At 44.9% G+C, this 18,029-nt stretch carries 23 protein-coding genes; 10 read left to right on the forward strand and 13 right to left on the reverse strand.

Features of this window, described 5'->3' with window-relative positions; all coding sequences use genetic code 11:
- Window positions 1-125: 125 nt before the first annotated feature.
- A complete protein-coding gene (locus tag R7Q47_RS21885) occupies window positions 126-1,379 on the reverse strand; it encodes a uracil-xanthine permease family protein (protein ID WP_005389855.1) in 1,254 nt (417 codons plus the stop codon).
- A 365-nt stretch (window positions 1,380-1,744) separates the two neighbouring features.
- Between R7Q47_RS21885 and R7Q47_RS21890 the strand changes: the two genes are divergently transcribed.
- Window positions 1,745-2,953, forward strand: a complete 1,209-nt coding sequence (locus R7Q47_RS21890; protein ID WP_151515044.1) for a DUF2066 domain-containing protein — start codon at window positions 1,745-1,747, stop codon at window positions 2,951-2,953.
- Between the two features lie 140 nt (window positions 2,954-3,093).
- Here R7Q47_RS21890 and R7Q47_RS21895 read toward each other — a convergent pair whose 3' ends face one another.
- From R7Q47_RS21895 to R7Q47_RS21910, 4 genes are read right to left on the reverse strand one after another with little or no spacing between them, the layout of a single operon-like run.
- Entirely contained in the window at window positions 3,094-3,534 is a 441-nt protein-coding gene (locus tag R7Q47_RS21895) for a DUF2069 domain-containing protein (protein WP_005380407.1), read from the reverse strand.
- 22 nt (window positions 3,535-3,556) lie between these two features.
- The gene (wrbA, locus tag R7Q47_RS21900) at window positions 3,557-4,126 is read right to left on the reverse strand and encodes an NAD(P)H:quinone oxidoreductase (RefSeq protein ID WP_005380409.1); all 570 of its coding nucleotides are present in this window, start codon (window positions 4,124-4,126) and stop codon (window positions 3,557-3,559) included.
- A complete protein-coding gene (arsC, locus tag R7Q47_RS21905) occupies window positions 4,127-4,477 on the reverse strand; it encodes an arsenate reductase (glutaredoxin) (RefSeq protein ID WP_005380410.1) in 351 nt (116 codons plus the stop codon).
- 16 nt (window positions 4,478-4,493) lie between these two features.
- Window positions 4,494-5,945 carry a tetratricopeptide repeat protein gene (locus R7Q47_RS21910; RefSeq protein WP_005394337.1) on the reverse strand — a complete coding sequence of 484 codons (1,452 nt, stop codon included), beginning with the start codon at window positions 5,943-5,945 and terminating at the stop codon, window positions 4,494-4,496.
- A gap of 257 nt (window positions 5,946-6,202) precedes the next feature.
- Between R7Q47_RS21910 and R7Q47_RS21915 the strand changes: the two genes are divergently transcribed.
- Together R7Q47_RS21915 and R7Q47_RS21920 are read left to right on the forward strand one after the other, a co-directional pair.
- Complete coding sequence (locus tag R7Q47_RS21915) at window positions 6,203-6,439, forward strand: sulfurtransferase TusA family protein (RefSeq protein ID WP_165439040.1); 237 nt, start codon at window positions 6,203-6,205, stop codon at window positions 6,437-6,439.
- Window position 6,440: 1 nt separating this feature from the next.
- Window positions 6,441-7,514, forward strand: a complete 1,074-nt coding sequence (locus tag R7Q47_RS21920) for an AI-2E family transporter (protein ID WP_005389843.1) — start codon at window positions 6,441-6,443, stop codon at window positions 7,512-7,514.
- A 77-nt stretch (window positions 7,515-7,591) separates the two neighbouring features.
- Here the strand turns inward: R7Q47_RS21920 and bcp are convergent, their stop codons facing one another.
- Entirely contained in the window at window positions 7,592-8,062 is a 471-nt protein-coding gene (gene bcp, locus R7Q47_RS21925) for a thioredoxin-dependent thiol peroxidase (RefSeq protein WP_005380418.1), read from the reverse strand.
- Between the two features lie 16 nt (window positions 8,063-8,078).
- On the reverse strand, window positions 8,079-8,621 hold the full coding sequence (locus R7Q47_RS21930) for a glycine cleavage system protein R (RefSeq protein ID WP_005380420.1): 543 nt from the start codon (window positions 8,619-8,621) through the stop codon (window positions 8,079-8,081).
- 475 nt (window positions 8,622-9,096) lie between these two features.
- On the opposite strand from R7Q47_RS21930, the gene dapA reads away from it, so the two are divergent.
- Together dapA and bamC are read left to right on the forward strand one after the other, a co-directional pair.
- Window positions 9,097-9,975, forward strand: coding sequence for a 4-hydroxy-tetrahydrodipicolinate synthase (gene dapA, locus R7Q47_RS21935; RefSeq protein ID WP_005380422.1), 879 nt, complete (start codon window positions 9,097-9,099; stop codon window positions 9,973-9,975).
- Window positions 9,976-10,055: 80 nt separating this feature from the next.
- A complete protein-coding gene (gene bamC, locus R7Q47_RS21940) occupies window positions 10,056-11,075 on the forward strand; it encodes an outer membrane protein assembly factor BamC (protein ID WP_005380424.1) in 1,020 nt (339 codons plus the stop codon).
- A 106-nt stretch (window positions 11,076-11,181) separates the two neighbouring features.
- On the opposite strand, the gene R7Q47_RS21945 is transcribed toward bamC, so the two are convergent.
- The 4 genes from R7Q47_RS21945 to R7Q47_RS21960 are packed head-to-tail and all read right to left on the reverse strand — an operon-like array spanning window position 11,182 to window position 13,600.
- Window positions 11,182-11,385 (reverse strand): DUF2897 family protein, encoded by a 204-nt coding sequence (locus tag R7Q47_RS21945; RefSeq protein WP_005380425.1) that lies wholly within the window; start codon window positions 11,383-11,385, stop codon window positions 11,182-11,184.
- Window positions 11,382-12,080: a M15 family metallopeptidase gene (locus R7Q47_RS21950; RefSeq protein ID WP_318089377.1), complete on the reverse strand. Its 699-nt coding sequence runs from the start codon at window positions 12,078-12,080 to the stop codon at window positions 11,382-11,384. The genes R7Q47_RS21945 and R7Q47_RS21950 overlap by 4 nt, the downstream gene beginning before the upstream one ends.
- Window positions 12,081-12,094: 14 nt before the next feature.
- On the reverse strand, window positions 12,095-13,231 hold the full coding sequence (dapE, locus tag R7Q47_RS21955; RefSeq protein ID WP_318089378.1) for a succinyl-diaminopimelate desuccinylase: 1,137 nt from the start codon (window positions 13,229-13,231) through the stop codon (window positions 12,095-12,097).
- 18 nt (window positions 13,232-13,249) lie between these two features.
- On the reverse strand, window positions 13,250-13,600 hold the full coding sequence (locus tag R7Q47_RS21960; protein WP_005380431.1) for an ArsC family reductase: 351 nt from the start codon (window positions 13,598-13,600) through the stop codon (window positions 13,250-13,252).
- A 291-nt stretch (window positions 13,601-13,891) separates the two neighbouring features.
- On the opposite strand from R7Q47_RS21960, the gene R7Q47_RS21965 reads away from it, so the two are divergent.
- The gene (locus tag R7Q47_RS21965; protein WP_005380433.1) at window positions 13,892-14,179 is read left to right on the forward strand and encodes a helix-turn-helix domain-containing protein; all 288 of its coding nucleotides are present in this window, start codon (window positions 13,892-13,894) and stop codon (window positions 14,177-14,179) included.
- A gap of 34 nt (window positions 14,180-14,213) precedes the next feature.
- Here R7Q47_RS21965 and R7Q47_RS21970 read toward each other — a convergent pair whose 3' ends face one another.
- Both R7Q47_RS21970 and R7Q47_RS21975 read right to left on the reverse strand, forming a co-directional pair.
- Window positions 14,214-14,546 carry a DUF4156 domain-containing protein gene (locus R7Q47_RS21970; RefSeq protein WP_005380435.1) on the reverse strand — a complete coding sequence of 111 codons (333 nt, stop codon included), beginning with the start codon at window positions 14,544-14,546 and terminating at the stop codon, window positions 14,214-14,216.
- 3 nt (window positions 14,547-14,549) lie between these two features.
- Complete coding sequence (locus tag R7Q47_RS21975; RefSeq protein WP_005380437.1) at window positions 14,550-14,903, reverse strand: DUF2956 domain-containing protein; 354 nt, start codon at window positions 14,901-14,903, stop codon at window positions 14,550-14,552.
- A gap of 144 nt (window positions 14,904-15,047) precedes the next feature.
- Here R7Q47_RS21975 and R7Q47_RS21980 point away from each other — a divergent pair, with 144 nt between their 5' ends.
- The 4 genes from R7Q47_RS21980 to R7Q47_RS21995 form a co-directional block, all read left to right on the forward strand.
- Window positions 15,048-15,533, forward strand: a complete 486-nt coding sequence (locus R7Q47_RS21980; protein ID WP_025768263.1) for a DUF2919 domain-containing protein — start codon at window positions 15,048-15,050, stop codon at window positions 15,531-15,533.
- Between the two features lie 46 nt (window positions 15,534-15,579).
- Window positions 15,580-16,482, forward strand: a complete 903-nt coding sequence (locus tag R7Q47_RS21985) for a Dyp-type peroxidase (protein ID WP_033907102.1) — start codon at window positions 15,580-15,582, stop codon at window positions 16,480-16,482.
- Between the two features lie 143 nt (window positions 16,483-16,625).
- The gene (locus R7Q47_RS21990; protein ID WP_042521439.1) at window positions 16,626-17,765 is read left to right on the forward strand and encodes a flagellin; all 1,140 of its coding nucleotides are present in this window, start codon (window positions 16,626-16,628) and stop codon (window positions 17,763-17,765) included.
- Window positions 17,758-18,029, forward strand: a 272-nt coding sequence (locus R7Q47_RS21995; RefSeq protein WP_225474167.1) for a hypothetical protein, incomplete at its 3' end; no start/stop codon positions are given. The genes R7Q47_RS21990 and R7Q47_RS21995, both read left to right, overlap by 8 nt.

Raw genomic sequence — 18,029 nt, forward strand, 5'->3', positions numbered from 1 at the left:
TAAAATACAAAACGCCCGATGAAGTACATCGAGCGTTTTAGTTAAAAAGTGTCAACCCATATCAGGACGGGTCATACAAGAGGAGAAGAGTAAGACACGCCACCTAATAAAGCGGCGCAAACGAACTATTTCGCGCTTTCTTCTTCCATTTGTGCGTTATCCACAACGTGGTTTTCACCTAAATCGTTTGGTAGCACAAGGTTAAGAATAATTGCCACGATACCGCATAGGCTCACACCTTGTAGACTGAACTCACCAATACCGAAAGCCATACCACCAATGCCAAACACAAGGGTTACGGCAACAATCACTAGGTTACGAGACTTATGTAAATCAACGTTATTCTTGATCAGTGTGTTGAGGCCTACCGTTGCGATGGAGCCGAACAGCAGAATCATGATGCCGCCCATAACAGGAACTGGAATCGTTTGAAGAACCGCACCTAGCTTACCTACCAATGCAAGTACGATTGCGGTGATTGCTGCCCAAGTCATGATCACAGGGTTAAATGCTTTGGTTAGCATTACCGCTCCTGTTACTTCACTGTAAGTGGTGTTTGGTGGAGCACCCACCATCGAAGCTGCGATAGTTGCCACCCCGTCACCTGCGATTGTGCGGTGAAGGCCTGGTTTTTTCAGGTAGTTTTTACCTGTAACGTTTGAGATAGCAAGCATGTCACCTACGTGCTCAACCGCAGGTGCGATAGCGACAGGAATCATGAACAAAATTGCGTTGATATTGAACTCTGGCGCGGTGAAGTTTGGCATGGCTAGCCAAGCCGCTTGTTCTACGGGAGTGAAATCAACCACACCGTAGAATAGAGAAACAGAGTAACCAGCAAGAATACCACCAACAATAGGAACGAGCTTCAAAAAGCCTTTTGCAAAAACGCTGAGTACAATGGTTGTGAGCAGTGAGACCGCCGAGATAATGATCGCAGCATCACCATTAACTAGCTGTGCAGCTCCATCACCAGTTTTACCTACCGCCATGTTCACTGCCGTTGGGGCAAGGCCAAGGCCGATAACCATGATCACAGGGCCAACGACAACGGGCGGGAGAATTTTATGGATAAATCCAACACCACGCACTTTGATCATCGCCCCTAGAGCCACATAAACTAAGCCCGCTGCCATCAAGCCGCCCATCGTTGCACCGATACCCCAAGTTTGGATACCGAACATAATAGGAGCAATAAACGCAAAAGAAGAGGCAAGGAAGATGGGAACAGAACGTTTAGTCATTAATTGGAAGAGGAGAGTACCGACACCGGCACCAAAGAGGGCTACGTTTGGATCAAGGCCAGTTAGGAGCGGCACAAGCACCAAAGCACCAAAAGCGACAAAGAGCATTTGAGCGCCTTGTAACGCGTTTTTCATAATAATTCCCTATTTTCAAGATACGCAGACAAATCCGGCGAATACTATCATCCTGCAATCGTTTGCAATGTTGCATAGATCAAACTTTCGATTGAATTTTTCTCATAAATAGCACTTTTGAGAGTTGCTTGCTTGCAAATTGTCCTCTTTTACGTGTCTTGCGTGAAGATGAAAAATGGACAGCCTAACTTGTTGAGATAGCTTAATAAGCAATGAGTTTATTATAAAAAATAGCACTGAAGCGCTGGTTGAGGCCCGAGTTAACAAAGCTGGTCATAATACAGACAATTTACTCAGTACTTGCCTTGCTCAAGATTTGATAGTTGCTTATTATTCGGGTTCTTGTTCAGAGGATTATAAAAACTATGCGCTATTTAGCTCTCTTACTGATAGGTTGGTTGTCCCTACCAGTATATGCATTAACTCAGGTGGATATCTATCGTGCCGAAGTGGTTATCGACAGTGAGCAGAACGACGGTGAGTCTTTGGCTCGTCAACAAGGTATGCAGGATGTGATTGTTCGTGCGACCGGTTCTCAATCCTCTTTAAGCAATCCAGTGATTAAAAAGGCACTTAGCTCAAGTGCGCGTTACATTTCTCAACTGAGCTATGGGCAGGTTGATGGAAAAGCGAGCCTAAAAATGTTGTTTAACAACGACCAAATCAGCTCTCTTTTAACACAAGCACAATTGCCATCTTGGTCGCCAAATCGTGCCAATATTTTAGTTTGGATGGTTGAAGAACAGGGTTACGATCGTAACATTGCGTGGGAGCATTCTGAATCTTCAAATGTTGCAGCACTTCGTAGCGCAGCGAAATTAAGAGGCCTACCAATCACTATCCCGGTTGGGGATTTTGATGATGTAACCGGTGTTAATGTCTCTGATCTTTGGGGCGGCTTTATTGAGCCAATTGGTCAAGCCAGCCAGCGCTACCCAGCTGACGCCGTTTTGGTTGTACGAGCTCAAGGTGAACAAATTCGTTGGACACTCTACGACCAGTCGCCAACGAGAATTGTAGAAGCGCAACGTTCTCCGCGTAGCGGGTCTGCATCAGGTGCTAATGCTATTGCAGAAATGGTGGATGGCATCGCAGACTACTATGCAAGTAAGAGTGCAGTTGTGGTTTCAGGAAAGTCTTCAAAAGCGCTAGCAGTGAAAGTCCTTAATGTAACCTCTGCCACGGACTTCTTCCGTTTAGAGAATGCGTTAAAACAACTTAATTCGGTTGCGGGTACAGAGATTAAGCGTGTTCAAGGGGACGAGTTAACGCTCAACATCCACCTTTTGGCATCACAACAAGCTTTTGAGAAAGAAGCTTCTTCTATTTCTCAATTAATGGTTTTTGAAGATCCTTTAGGTGAAGTTGATGCCCCAGCTTCAACTCAAGAAGAAGAGCCATTGGTTCAGAGTAATGAAGCAAAAGACGCCGCGACGCCAAAAGAAGCGCAGCCTGAAGTACCAGTAGATATTGTGGCAGAAGCAAGTGACGAAACACAGCCAACTCAGCCGATGATTGTGGAGCCTGTCCGAGAACAGTATGACTTGATCTACGAGTGGCGCTCGGCATCGTAATCTCCTTGGTAGCGTTCCAGGCGTGAAACGCAAGGATCAAAGACCAATGTGGTAAGCATAAAAAAGAGTCGCAATAGCGACTCTTTTTGTTTTCTAAATTCGTATTCGAACCAATGATCAGTGATTGACTGCAATTGGCGTTATTTATTGAATTTCGCTTTTTCTTCTTTTTCTACTTGAGAGAGGCGTTTCAACTTAAGACCTAGCTCTTTGCCTCTCGCTCTAGCAAACAAAATATTGCCAGCGAAACCGAGTGAAGTCAGTATCAGTTCCACTGCCGCAAGCCAGCGTTCACCCCCATCCACATAAAGGATGGTCAGCGCATGCAAGAAATACAGCATAAGAACAAAGTTAGCCCAAGCATGAGTGTAAGGCTTACCAGCTAAAATACCAGGCAACGGAAGTAGTAGCGGAATACACCAAGCAATAGCAAGTGTTGTGCTGCTGAGGTGGGGATGAGGGGATAACGCAAGCTGCCAAATAGCGACCCAGGCTAATAAGGCTAAGTTGCCAAATAAAGCCAGGTAACGATAGGTTTTAGCCTGTGTACCGAGTGGTGTTTGGTCTAAAGAGTCAGACATCGATTAACTATCCTTGATTTTACTAACAGACTTTTAGTTTTAACGCTGCAGTTGCCAGCCTTTTGCCTAATTGTTGTGCCAGGCGAATCTCTTCACTGCTTAGGGTTGCCTCATGGCCTACACTGCTGGCGCCATACGGAGTGCCTCCGGACTGCGTAGTGTGTAACTCTGGCTCGGAATAAGGAATGCCCAAAACCATCATCCCGTGATGCAATAAAGGGGTCATCATGCTTTGTAACGTTGTTTCTTGACCACCATGCATCGAGGACGAAGAGGTAAAGACACAAGCAGGCTTATCGATTAAGTCACCACTGACCCATAAAGATGTAGTCTGATCCCAGAAGTGCTTTAAAGGCGCAGCCATGTTGCCAAACCAGACGGGACTGCCAAACGCTAGACCGTCGCACGTTTTTAGTTCCTCTAGAGTAACAATTGGATCAGAAGGGGAGTGTGAGTGAGGTGACAATTCTTCAACTGTACGCAAAATTGCTTGGCATTGAGGAGTCGATTCGACTCCTCTTGCTATTTGTCTTGCCAGTTGTTTTGTCGAGCCATGACGGCTGAAATACAAAATAAGGATCTGGCAATCCATTTATAAAATATCCAACACTTGCTCTGGTGGGCGACCAATTTTTGCTTTGCCGTTAGCAACGACAACCGGACGCTCAAACAACTTTGGATTCTTCGCCATTGCTTCGAATAATTGCTCATCGCTGACGGAGTCTTCGCCTAAGCCAAGCTCTTTATATTCACTTTCTTTAGTGCGCATCATTTCACGTACAGATGAAAAGCCAAGCTGGGCGTACAGCGCTTTTAGTTCATCCACGTTAAGTGGTGTGTCTAGGTATTTGACGACTTCCGGTGTAACACCATTTTGCTCAAGCAGTTCAAGTGTTTGACGGCTCTTTGAGCAACGAGGGTTGTGATAAATCACGACTGACATGGTTTTCTCCATTTCGTTATTGTAATGCCATGAATCGATCTCTTTGGATCATGAGTTGGTCGATACGGGCATCGTATCGTGCTTGCTCTAAGCTGCCCAACTTGGCCATTTTACTTGCTTCACTATAATATTGAATCGCTTTATTCCAATTTGCTCGCAATGCCAAAATTTCTGCTCGAGCAGCCAACTCTTCATCGCTACGCCCCAGCGCGTGGTAGCTCTTCGATATTAGGTGCCAGCCATTTGTATCTTCAGGATAGTCATGAGTGTATCTTTGAAGAACTCGCGTGGCTTGATCGTTTTTATTGTCCTCAAGTAGCGCATTGGCGTAGTTAATGGTCAATACTTTATTTTGAGGGTTACGAGATAACGCTTTGCGGAGCATCTCGGTTGCTTTTTCTGGCTGCTTCTTCTCGATGTATAAATCCGTCATAGCGTCCAAGTAAAACGGGTTACTTGGGTCTTGTTCCAGTAACTTTTTCAAAATTGGTTCCGCTTGAGATAAGCGTTTATTGTCTAAATGCACGAGTGCTCGACCATAATCAAAAGCAGGTGTAATGTCCGCAGAGGCTTTCTTTTGGGTTCTCTCAAACCAGCTCAGGGCGGCTTGTCCATCAATGCCAGCGTAACGAGCCACAATGCGCGCGCGAGCTAGATGATAGTCTATTGAAGGCACAACACGCATTGGAGGATAGGTTCTTGCTCGCGCACGGCTATCGGTAATTCGATCTTCAGGCAGAGGGTGAGTCAGGAGCATTGGTGGCGGTTTACTCGCATAACGATACTCATCAGCAAGACGGCCAAAAAACCTTGGCATTGCTTGAACATCAAAACCGGCTTTTGCTAGTGTCGAAATACCAAAGCGATCCGCTTCTTTTTCGTTTGCACGAGTGTAGTTGATTTGACTTTGCATGTTGCCCGCGGTTGCTGCTGTAATTGCAGCCATCCCCGCTTCGGGGGAGGCAATTGAAAGCAGTAGTGCCCCCGCAAGTGCGGCTAATGTGGCCGGAGAGCGGCGTGCTTGTTCTTCCATACTCCGAGCAAGATGACGTTGTGTGACGTGCGCTATCTCGTGAGCGACAACAGAGGCCAGCTCACTTTCTGAACGAGCATGAAGAAACAACCCAGAATGCAGCGCTACATAGCCACCAAAAAATGCGAACGCGTTGATATTACGGTCGCGAATCATAAAGAAGTGGAACGGCGTTTTTACATCATTCGCATTGGCCACTAATTTGTGCCCAAGAGAGTCAATATATTCATTGATGACAGGGTCATTAACGATAGGTTTACTGGCTCTGAGCATACGCATATAGGCGTCGCCATAAATCAACTCTTGGTCTATTGAAAGCGTGCCACCAGCAGCTGTGCCAATGTCTGGCAAGTCAATGCTATTGGCATAAGTTGTCGGCGAACTGATGGCAGCAGCAAGACATAAGCAAACTAGCGAGCGAGTGCGTTTTAACATACGTTTAAAAGGTTCTCCAAAATACATAAGCATGTGGTTACAGGTCGAGAGCCTATTAACAGCGCCACATACGTTTTGGTTATCCGTGAGGATATAAGCTAACAGTAAGACCGGAAATAAATGAATTGGTTTCGTAAATTATTTTACATCCGAGCTATTTCAGCATGTGGTTAAATCATGTCAGAAGTGCTAGCACCAGCTCAAAAAGCCGTTACAATACAACCCTATCATAAGTGCAGAGCAATACAATGGAATCCATGTTACTTGATTTGCGTGAGCAACGTTGTCCTATGGCACTGTTACTTGCAAAGCGTCATGCTGCTGAGGTCTTTCAAGGAGAAGCAAAGCAGTATCATCAACTTGTCATTCAAGTGGTGGACAACAGCTCTAAACGAGACATTGTGAACTATCTTAGTGCCCAAGGGTACTCGGTTGATTGCCAATCTACATCAGAGCACTACACATTGACTGTCTTCAATAAGGAATCCTCATAAGATGTTTGAAATGGTTAGTCGTTGGTATAAACGACGTTTCTCTGACCCTCACGCAGTAAGTCTCGTCGCGATCTTGCTGTTTGGCTTTATCACCATTTACTTCTTTGGACACTTGATTGCGCCATTACTTGTCGCGATCGTTTTGGCTTATCTACTTGAATGGCCAGTTGTCAAAATGTGTCGTATGGGCGTGCCGCGCACTTTGTCGGTTATTATCGTGATCTTGGTCTTTGTCGGGTTAATGTTAATTGCGTTGTTTGGCTTGGTTCCGACGATTTGGACTCAGGTCGGTAATCTAATTAACGATATTCCGAACATGTACAACGGGCTACAAAAGTTTATTGTCACATTGCCAGAGCGCCATCCTGAACTAGCCAATTTAGAAATAGTAGAAACCGTGGTGACGAACGCCAAAAACCAAGCACTGGGGCTGGGTGAAAGTGTCGTCAAAGGGTCGCTTGCTTCATTAGTTAGCATTGCAACGCTAGCGGTATATTTGATCTTAGTGCCACTCCTTATCTTCTTTTTGCTTAAAGACAAAGAAGAAATGCTGCGAATCGCAAGCGGTATTCTGCCGAAAAACCGTAAATTGGCGAATAAAGTTTGGCATGAAATGAACGAGCAGATATCAAATTACATTCGCGGTAAAGTGTTAGAGATTTTAATCGTGGGCGGTGTGAGTTACGTGACTTTTGCCCTTTTAGATCTTCGTTACTCGGCGTTGCTTGCCGTAGCCGTTGGTCTGTCGGTTTTGATTCCTTATATCGGTGCGGCGGCTGTTACTGTACCTGTTGCTATCGTTGGTTTGTTCCAATGGGGTTTAACGCCTCCGTTTTATTGGTTGTTGCTTGCTTACGGTATTATCCAGGCGCTGGATGGTAATGTGTTGGTTCCTGTTCTGTTTTCCGAGGCAGTAAACTTACACCCAGTTGCTATCATTGTGGCTGTATTAGTCTTTGGTGGGCTATGGGGTTTTTGGGGGGTGTTCTTCGCCATTCCTTTAGCGACATTAGTCAAAGCCGTATGGCATGCATTACCAAGCACGGAAGAAAACGAACCTGTCGAACAAGAGTAGTTGTTACCAAAGGTACGATGGTTAAAAGAAAGCCCAGCAGTTTGCTGGGCTTTTTGTTTGTAGAAAAACAATAGCGTTTAAGCGTTTTCGTTTAAGTAGTTTAATACGACTTCGTGGTGATCTTTGGTTTTGAACTTGTTGAACACATGTTCGATCACGCCTTCTTCATTGATCAGAAAGCTAATGCGGTGAAGACCGTCGTATACTTTGCCCATGAATTTCTTTTCGCCCCAAACGCCGAACTGGTCAGCAACGGCATGGTCTTCATCAGAAAGCAGAGTGAAGTTTAAATCATCGCGCTCGATGAACTTGCCTAGACGCTTTACAGGGTCGATGCTTACGCCGAGTACCACCACGTTATGTGCATCGAGTTCAGCTTTGATGTCACGAAGGCCTTTTGCTTGTGTAGTACAACCCGGCGTCATCGCCTTAGGGTAAAAGTAGAAAAGTACTTTCTTGCCTTTAAAGTCTTCAAGAGAAACGGTATTTCCGTCTTGGTCGAGCAAAGAGAAGGCTGGCGCTGGCGAGCCTGCTGTCAGCGTATTCATTTTGATTTCCTTTACTTTATAGTGTGTTTTTAATGAAATTCAGAGAACCTTGTACGTTGAGCGACTTACAAAGTTCATCGAAGTCTTCTTGTAACTGCATCAAATTAAAATCCGCGCTTACAGATGCAGTAATCGCAATATGAAACTGGTCAGAATCGAGTTGAATTTTCGACTTGCTGATGGTTTGCGCGCTAAGAGAGTCTAAACCAATCTGCTGATCAGCGAAGAACTTAGTAAATTTTTCAGTTAACCCAGGGCGGTCTTCAGACTCAATAAACACTTCCATGGTGTAGCTGTTATCGAGCAGTTCGTGCGCCGCTGTGCGTTTCATGATCGTAATAAGGTCATGTTCTTGGCCAAGCAGGGGCAATTGCGTTTCAACTCGAGTCACGCTGCTGGCGTTCCCAGTCAGGAGCATGATCAGCGTAAATTCGCTGCCAAAGATAGCGATACGGCTATCGACTATGTTACAACCAGCTTGAGTAACGAGCTGTACGACTTGGTTACAAATGCCTGGACGGTCCGTTCCAACTGCTGTAAGTACCAGATGTTGCTTCATAAATGAGCTTCTTGTCCTTTCTTCAATAGAGAGATGTTAGCACAGATATTGCGAAGAAATATCGAGCCAGTTCTTTTTTAGTCTATAAAAAGCAGGAGGATGTTGAGGGGAGCGGTGGGAAATAAACAGTAAATGCAGGCTACAGGATAAACAAAACGTTTGCATGATGTGCTTGCCTATTGTCTGGCCGTTTTATTCACTTAGATCTGACTTGGCTAACAAGACCAAAGAGTATATTTTCCTTGCTTGTGCTCTTCAGTATTTTCCAAATCACTGATAGATTCTAAAGTCACTCGAAAGCCCAACACGATTATCAATATTGCCGTTAATCAAACCAAATAGAGCAATTAAGTTGCTAGACCTCTAACAACTGGTAATTATTCATTCATTTGTACTTTGTAAGCGAGTTTACGCTCTTGTGTTTTTCAATCGCATTACAGTACCATGCAGAAAGAGTTAAATGAGGGAGATAAACATGTTTTCAGGAAGTATCGTAGCGCTGATTACGCCATTCAAAGCAGATGGCGAAGTAGACTTTGATGGTCTGCAAAAGCTAGTAGAGTACCACGTTGAAGCGGGTACAGACGGTATTGTGGCAGTAGGCACAACAGGTGAGTCAGCGACACTGACCATTGAAGAGCATGTAAAGGTCGTTAATAAAACTGTTGAGTTTGCCGACGGTCGCATCCCTGTGATTGCTGGCACGGGTGCAAATGCAACCCATGAGGCAGTAACATTTAGCAAATTACTGGCTGATTCTGGTATTGCTGGCTTCCTGAGTGTGACACCGTATTACAACAAACCAACTCAAGAGGGTTTGTTTCTACATTACAAAGCAATTGCCGAAGCGAGTGATGTGCCTCTAATTTTGTACAACGTACCAGGCCGTACTGCTGTTGATATGCAGCCAGAAACAGTGGCACGCTTGTCAAAGCTTGATAATATCGTAGCTCTAAAAGATGCAACGGGCGATTTGGAACGAATTGCAATTCATCGTGAACTTTGTGGCGAAGATTTTATCTTACTAAGTGGCGATGATGCGACAGGGCTGGATTTTGTGAAACTTGGCGGCAATGGTGTTATCTCGGTAACGAACAATATTGCAGCTAAAGACATGGCAGACATGTTCCATTTGGCAAGTGAAGGTAAGTACGAAGAAGCAGAAGCGATTAACCAACGCTTGATGACTCTACACAAAAACCTTTTCATCGAAGCAAGCCCTATCCCAGTAAAATGGGCAGCGCAAAAGCTTGGTTTGATTGAAGAAGGTGGTTTGCGTCTTCCTTTAACTACGCTTTCTGAAAAATCGCAGCCGATCGTCGAGCAGGCGCTAACAGACGCCCATATTTATTAAGATTGAGCTATTAAGATTGAGTTACTAGGATTGAAGTTCATACTGGGGGCCAAAGCGCCCTCGGTGTTTTAGGAGTATAGATGAAGCTTTCAAGCCAGTTAGTGTTAAGTTCATTAGCTGTATTCGTATTGACTGCCTGTTCAGGTGGTGCCAATCAACGTCGTCAAGCAAAAGATGACTTCGAGTATTTGAACTCCCCCAATTTGGGTGAGTGGAATGTCCCACAGGGTGCACAGCCTCAGTTTTACCCTAACTACGAGATCCCTCAGGGTAACTACGCTGGTGGTGTAGGTAAAGATGTCGACATTCGTCCACCTCAACAAGTCCTAGAGCTTATTCCCGGTGCACGTCTAGACCGCAGTAGTGATGGTGAAGTGACACTTTGGCTACTTCGTAAAGATGAACTAGATAAAGTTTGGCAAACGGTGCAAAACATGGTCGCGGCTAACGAGATTCCAGTTGAAAGCCAAACAGACTCTCGCATCGAGACAGGATGGGTGACTTGGGATTCGCCAGATGAAGAGCTAGAAATTGGCAGCCGATATGAAATCGTACGCGCTGAAGCAAATGGTCGACACGGCTTTAAGGTGAGCCTTATTGACTGGCGTGAAGGCAATCAAGTGAAAGAAGTTACGGCGACCAACCGTGAGCGCTACAATGTGTTCATGACGAACTTGGTCACCGCTCGCTACGATCAAGAAGTGCGTGAAGAAGCACAGCGTAAAGCGCAAGAGTTGGTTAAACAGATCCCAATCACAATGGGTAAAGACCGCAGCGGACTTCCTGTGATTATCGCGCGTGCGCAATACAACATGCTTTGGCAACGTCTGCCTAATATTCTACCTAAGATGGGCTTTAAGATTGAAGAGCGTAGTCAGTCTCAGGGCACAATCACTGCGAAATATGCATCTCCGGATGATGAATTCTGGAACGATATCGGCGTTAAACCAGTGGAGTTAGCCGCTGGTAAGTACACATTCTTACTTGGTGATTTAGGCAACCGTACGTCTATCAATATCACCGACTCCTCTGGCAAGCCAGTAGAAGAAGAGTTTTTGAAATCACTAGCGCCTGTATTGGCAGCAACAGTGAAGCAGTAAACAAAGCGAGCTTAACGCGGCATGTTTACTTAATGATAGAAAAGGGACCTAGTGGTCCCTTTTTTGATGTTTAGATTAAATGTGTCGAGATGAAGCTGGTGAGTTACTAACGAGGCTCGTTTTTGTTTTTATCTTCTTCAGCGTAGCGCTGTTTATCCAATGTGTTCAGCTTATCTAAATCGTTCTTACGGCTTTTATCCATCTGACCAAACTTCATTTTTGCGGTATATTTGAGTGCGGCAATATTACCAATGACCACGCTCAACACTACAATAATAATGACCCAAGGATTGGTTAGTATTTCTATCATAGAGCCTCCGGCGGCGTGATATTGTGAATAAATTTGGCAACGACGTTATCCAAATTATTCAGTATGACGTCAATCCCTGCAATGTTGTCGGTCTGATTTTGTTTAATCAACTGACTTCTGAGTACATCAAGCGTCAACTGCTCGAGGCATTGCTGCCCGACAGCGCGGTGACTAATGTGCCAAGGCTCAATCGAAACGCCACCTAAATCATGCTGATAAGGGAAGAAGAAACCGAACCGACCAAGGTTGGCTTTTAACCATTGGTAGAACGCCTGCTGGTGGCCTTCAAGATACTCCCAAGGTTCCAACTTGAGTGTTGTGTCAGCAGGCAATAAATTGCGCGCATAGACATCAAAATCACAACCCCAATGATGACGACTTCCTCCGGGCAATGCCGACCAGCGCAAAATGGCCATCAATTTCTCTTCGTCATTTAACTCTGCTTTATTCAAAGGGCGGGAGTTGATGTCGAGAATTGGCAACTCACCAGAAAACTTCCCGTTCCAGATGGATTTTTGGCGATTAAAGTCACGAAAACCACTGGCGATTTCCATTTTGAAACCTGCTTCGGTTGCGGCATTAATCATCTTCAATAAGTCATTGATTACTTTAGGGTGAAGCATAAATGCCTTTTGCCCCACTAGTGTGGATTGAAGATGGGAATCAGTGATTCCGGTGAGTTGCTCTGATGTCATTGTGTTCTCGCTGATTACTTCGCCAATAGGTGTTTCAACGTGTTTTCGTACATGTCCGTCAACTTTTCAAGATCGTCGACTTTCACACACTCGTTCACTTTATGAATCGTAGCGTTAACAGGGCCTAACTCTACGACTTGACCTCCCATTCGAGCAATAAAACGACCATCAGACGTACCGCCAGTTGTAAGTAGCGCTGGCTTCGTATCATTGACTTCGGCCACAGCAGCTACAACCGCGTCTAGCAGTGCGCCCGTATCGGTCAGGAATGGGTCACCGTTGAATGTCCATTTTAGGTCGTAGTCCAGCTCATGCTTGTCCAATGTTTCGGTTACACGCTGAACAATTGCGTCATTGTTAAGCTCGGTGCTAAAACGTAGGTTGAACTGAACATGGAACTCGCCAGGAATGACGTTAGACGCACCAGTGCCAGCCGATACATTCGGGATCTGGAAACTAGTCGGTGGGAAGTAATCATTCCCTTTGTCCCATTCTGTCGTCGCGAGTTCATGAATCGCGAGTAGAGACTCGTGCACTGGATTGCTGGCTAGGTGAGGGTAGGCCACGTGACCTTGTGTTCCTTTTACCGTTAAATCACCAGTGATGGATCCACGGCGTCCATTTTTCACTACATCGCCAACCACGTCGGTGCTGGATGGTTCACCAACAATACACATATCGATGTTCTCACCACGTTCCATCAACGTTTCTACAACGCGAACGGTACCATTGATAAATGGCCCTTCTTCATCTGACGTAATCAAAAAGCCAATTGAGCCTTTGTGGTCTGGGTTTTCTTCAATGAAGCGTTCGACAGCAACGACCATAGCAGCTAGCGACCCTTTCATGTCAGCTGCGCCGCGGCCATACAAGTAACCATCAATAATGGTCGGTTCAAACGGATGTGTATTCCAGTGTTCCAATTTGCCAGCTGGTACCACATCGGTGTGGCCAGCAAACGCAAATAGCGGCGCTTCTGAACCACGTCGAGCCCAGAAGTTCGTGGTGTCTTCAAATACCATCACTTCAATTTCAAACCCGAGTGCTTTTAAGCGCTCGATCATCAAATCCTGACAACCTGCGTCTTCCGGCGTTACGGACTGTCTACTGATCAGATCTTTAGCAAGTGCCAATACTGGACTGTCTGTCATCCTTGAGTATTCCTTTATTTAAGAGTTGAAAATGCTAGCGTATTGATCAGCTTTAAAACCGATATGAAGTTGATCATTCACTTTTAAAATTGGGCGTTTAATCATCGCAGGGTTTTCTACCAAAAGAGCGATGGCGTTTTCCTCGTTAAGTGTGTCTTTCTGCTCTTGCGCTAATTGGCGGTAGGTTGTGCCACGTTTATTGAGCACCTGTTCCCAACCTAAAGCGCGACAAAATTCACTTACCATTTCTGCATCAATGCCTTGCTTACGGTAGTCATGGAAGTCGTAAGCAATATCCTCGGCTTCTAACCATTTCTTGGCTTTTTTGATCGTATCGCAGTTGGGAATACCAAACATGGTAATCGACATAGTGTTTCCTTTTTCTTTGTTCTATTTTTCACTGGCGCGGTTAAGACGCACTTAAGTGATTTGGGCTGTTAAAGCATCCTATCAAGAAGCAATCAAACTGACAAAATGCGGTGGAAAATATTTTCAGATAGATTGAGATAACTAATGTCACATAACTTATTTACGATGAATGCGCTATAAATCGAATAAAAATTCGTCTAAATCAAATGGAAAAGTCGAGTTATTGATCAAACGCAACACCTCGCTGAGCAAAAACGAAATAATGAATCAGCACAATTTTAGGAGGTGTCAATGGAATTGAGTCCTGTTTTTGCAAGGCGGCTATATTTGGCCTTGTTGGTGGAAAACCTAGAAAGGCCGAATGTGCCAAAGTTGATCGAAAAAACGGGGTGGCCTCGTCGTACTATTCAAGATGTACTCAAGGCGTTACCTGGGATCGGCATTGAACTCATATTCGTTCAAGATGGCCGACGTCATAATGACGGCTATTATCAACTTTCAGATTGGGGGCCTTTTGATAGCCAATGGGTTCTAGAGCGGGAGAGAGATATCGCTAGCAGCCTTGGATTTCGTGCATAAGCCAGCAATTGCTGGCTTTTTTCATATTCAGGCCTCATCCATTGCAGCGGTAGGCGGAACCCAGCACGCTAAATGAAGTGATAAAATCTTGTGGGGAAACCATAAAAACGGTGTCCGCATCGATAGCCGCTGCATTGTTTTTTAAATCGTTCATCGCGCCTTGCATCATCGCGTCATTAGTCATGAAAATGTAGTTATACCAATGGCCTTCACTTCCGGTGACTTCGCCTTTGTATTCGCATCGCTCAGGGTCGAATTGCGCGTCAATGCGAATATGAACATCTTGACTTTGAGCATGAGTAAGGTGAGAAGGCATCGTGCAACCCGTTAGAAGCACGACAAAAAGTCCAAGTAACAGGCGTTTCATTAGCTATTTCCCCAATACTATGTAAGCAGCAAAGCCAATCCAGCTCAGGACAAGTAGTGTCCAAGGCAGTTTGCTTGATGAATGGTTTGGCGCATCGTCGGTGATATTGTCTTGTTCGATAATCTCTTCATGCTGACGTTGTTTTTCACGTTGCTGTTTTTTCTTCGCTTTATCGGCTTGGCGGTTGCGCTCTTTTTGTTGTTTCTTATATTGCGCGATGCCTTTTTCGATACCTTGAGCGATGAGCTTGGTTTGCTCTTTGGTTTGGCCGGGCTTTTGCGTGGATTTAGCAATTCTCATCGCTTCGGCTTGTGTTTCTTGAGAAGGCACAGGGGTGGCAGGAGTTCTTTTTTTCATGTTTCTCATCAACGTCGCTGTAAATCTTTGTTTAGTTTACCTGTGTAAGGTGCTGAAATGAACTTCAGTTCTCATCTTTGTTGGCTTGCAACTCTGAAACGATAGGTTAAAGTGACGTTTTTATCACATAAAGAAGAAGATGTTGTGCGCTATTCGTTTGACCAATATGACGCCCATGGATTTTTAAAGGCGCCGATCATTTTATGGGTGGGATGGATGTTTCTTGTGCGTTCATGGGTGGTGTTTGCCATGGCTGGTGTAAGTCGTGATAGTGGCAGTAAGCTACTCGCTATTGTTTACCCAGATTCAAGTACGTTGTATTTAGGTTTGGCGATGGGCATTCCAAGTTTGCTTCTTATGTGGTTAATGGGGCTTCGTCATCCTGACAGAGGATGGGTAAACAGAATTACTCGCTATGGTCGCGAGATCACTTTGATCTTGTGCGGTATTCAACTTGCTCAGACCATGTATCATGTGTACCTAGAACATGGAGTGTTTAATTGGGCAAACGCCCTTACCATTACCTTATTAGCTTGGTTTATGATCTATCTTCTAAATGGAAGATGGGTAAAAGACTGTTTTCATGTGCCACAATTGGCGCACGATGAACAGCAGCATTCAAAGAATTAAAAACAATAACTTCCCACTCTGGGGCAAAGTAATAGAGGAAACCTCAATGTCACAAGCTCAAACGGCGATCGTGCCAGAAGCCGGGCCATTTGCACTGTACACTCAACTCAAAGTGAACCAAAACCGTGAAAACGTATTAGAAAAACTGAAAGCACTGCCAAAGTTGGTGGAAGAGTTAAACATTACCCAGCCGGGTGCAGCGCTGACGCTTTCTATCGCATTCACAAAATCGTTTTGGGAACACCTTAATGTAGACGCGCCAGAAGAGCTTATTGATTTTACTCAACTTGGCGAAGGTGACATCGTTGCTCCAGCAACAGACGTAGATGTACTGATTCACTGTCACTCGACTCGTCACGACTTGCATTTTTACGTGTTGCGTAAGTTCCTAGAAGAGACGGCACAAGATGTCACCATTGTGGACGAAACATATGGGTACCGTTACCTTGATGCTCGTGATATGACAGACTTTATTGATGGGACAGAAAACCCGAAAGGGGAGGCTCGCGCTGATGTGGCTCTAGTAAAAGAGGGCCCATTTGCTGGAGGTAGTTATGTCATGGCTCAACGCTTCGAACATAACCTTGCCGCTTGGAATCGCTTGAATGTCAAAGCGCAAGAAAAAGTGATTGGTCGTACCAAACCAGACTCTATAGAGCTAGAAGACGTTCCTGCTGCATCACACGTTGGTCGCGTTGATATTAAAGAAGAAGGAAAAGGTCTCAAGATTGTCCGTCATAGCTTGCCATACGGGACGGTAACAGGGCCTCATGGCCTGCTGTTTATTTCTTACTGCAATACACTTCATAACATTAAAGTGATGCTAGAAAGTATGTACGGCGTGACCGATGGTAAAACAGACCAAATGCTTCGTTTCACAAAAGCGGTAACTGGTGCGTACTTCTTCGCTCCTTCACAAGAAATGCTCGCAGAGCTAGCCATCAAGTAAGTTCTCAGACTTTATTTCTTAAGCCCTCCAATTGGAGGGCTTTTGTTTTCTATTTCTATTCCAATCTCTTTTCAAAAAACACTAAACTTTTCTGTTACTTGGTCGATAAGTACTCAAAGCCTTAATTTTAGGACTCTTTATTCGTGGCGATCACCGTTAATACCAATGTAGCAGCACTTGTCGCACAGCGTCATTTGACCAGTGCAACGGATATGCTGAACCAATCCATGGAGCGTTTGTCTTCAGGGAAGCGTATTAATAGCGCAAAGGATGACGCTGCGGGTCTGCAAATCTCCAACCGCTTGCAATCACAAATGCGTGGTTTGGATGTCGCGGTACGTAACGCGAATGACGGCATTTCCATCATGCAAACCGCCGAAGGCGCGATGAATGAGGTGACCAATATCATGCAACGTATGCGTGATTTGTCGCTACAGTCAGCCAATGGTTCAAACAGCAAAGCGGAGCGCAATGCACTGCAAGAAGAAGTCTCTGCTTTAAATGATGAGTTAAGTCGTATTGCAGAAACGACCTCCTTTGGCGGACGTAAATTGCTGAATGGCACATTCGGTACATCGTCTTTTCAAATCGGTGCAACGGCTGGTGAAGCGGTACAAATTGGCCTGCGGACCATGCAGCCGGAATCTTTAGGTAGCTTTTCAATGAGCTCATATCAAAGAGTCAGTTCAGATTGGACGGTTCAAAACGGAAATAATGAAATTGTTATCAGCTACCGTGATAACAATTTTGAAGAGCAGGAGATCCGTATTGAAGCTAAAGCTGGCGATGATATAGAAGAACTCGCGACTTACATTAATGGGCAAACCGATAAAGTGAAAGCGTCTGTTAATGAAGAGGGGCAACTGCAGTTACTCATGTCCCACAAGGACGCCATAAAATACCCTGGACCAACCTTCAGTGGTGGCCTGGCTGATGAGTTAGAACTTGGCAAGTATGTCACCGTAAATAGAACGGTAGATAGTATTGATATTAGCACGGTCGGTGGCGCTCAGATGGCGGTCGGTATTTTAGATGATGCTTTGAAAACGGTAGATGGCAGTCGTGCGGAGTTAGGCGCGTATCAAAACCGCTTTAATCACGCGATCAATAATCTCGATAATATCCACGAAAACTTAGCCGCTTCCAACAGTCGTATCCAAGACACTGACTATGCCAAAGAAACTACGCAAATGGTGAAGCAGCAGATTTTACAACAGGTCAGTACTTCTATTCTGGCGCAAGCAAAACAAGCGCCAAACCTAGCATTGACCTTGCTTGGCTGATGAACGGCCTTGCCCGAATTTAACGCAAAACCTGCCTGTATCGACAATTCGAAAAGAAGCTTTAGCGAAAAATGAAAGTTTTTTTGCTTTTTTATCCGCTTTGTCACGATTACCCCTCCAAACGAATTATTTTCAAAAAAATCTAAAATTTTCTCTAAAGAAAACAGGGCATGCGCCGTTAATAAAAGTAACTTTGAGAGAACTACTTGGTTTTCCGAGACGTCGGAAACCGCTACACCGGAAAATCAATTGGAGAAATCACCA

The sequence above is a fragment of the Vibrio sp. Vb0349 genome (assembly GCF_033338975.1).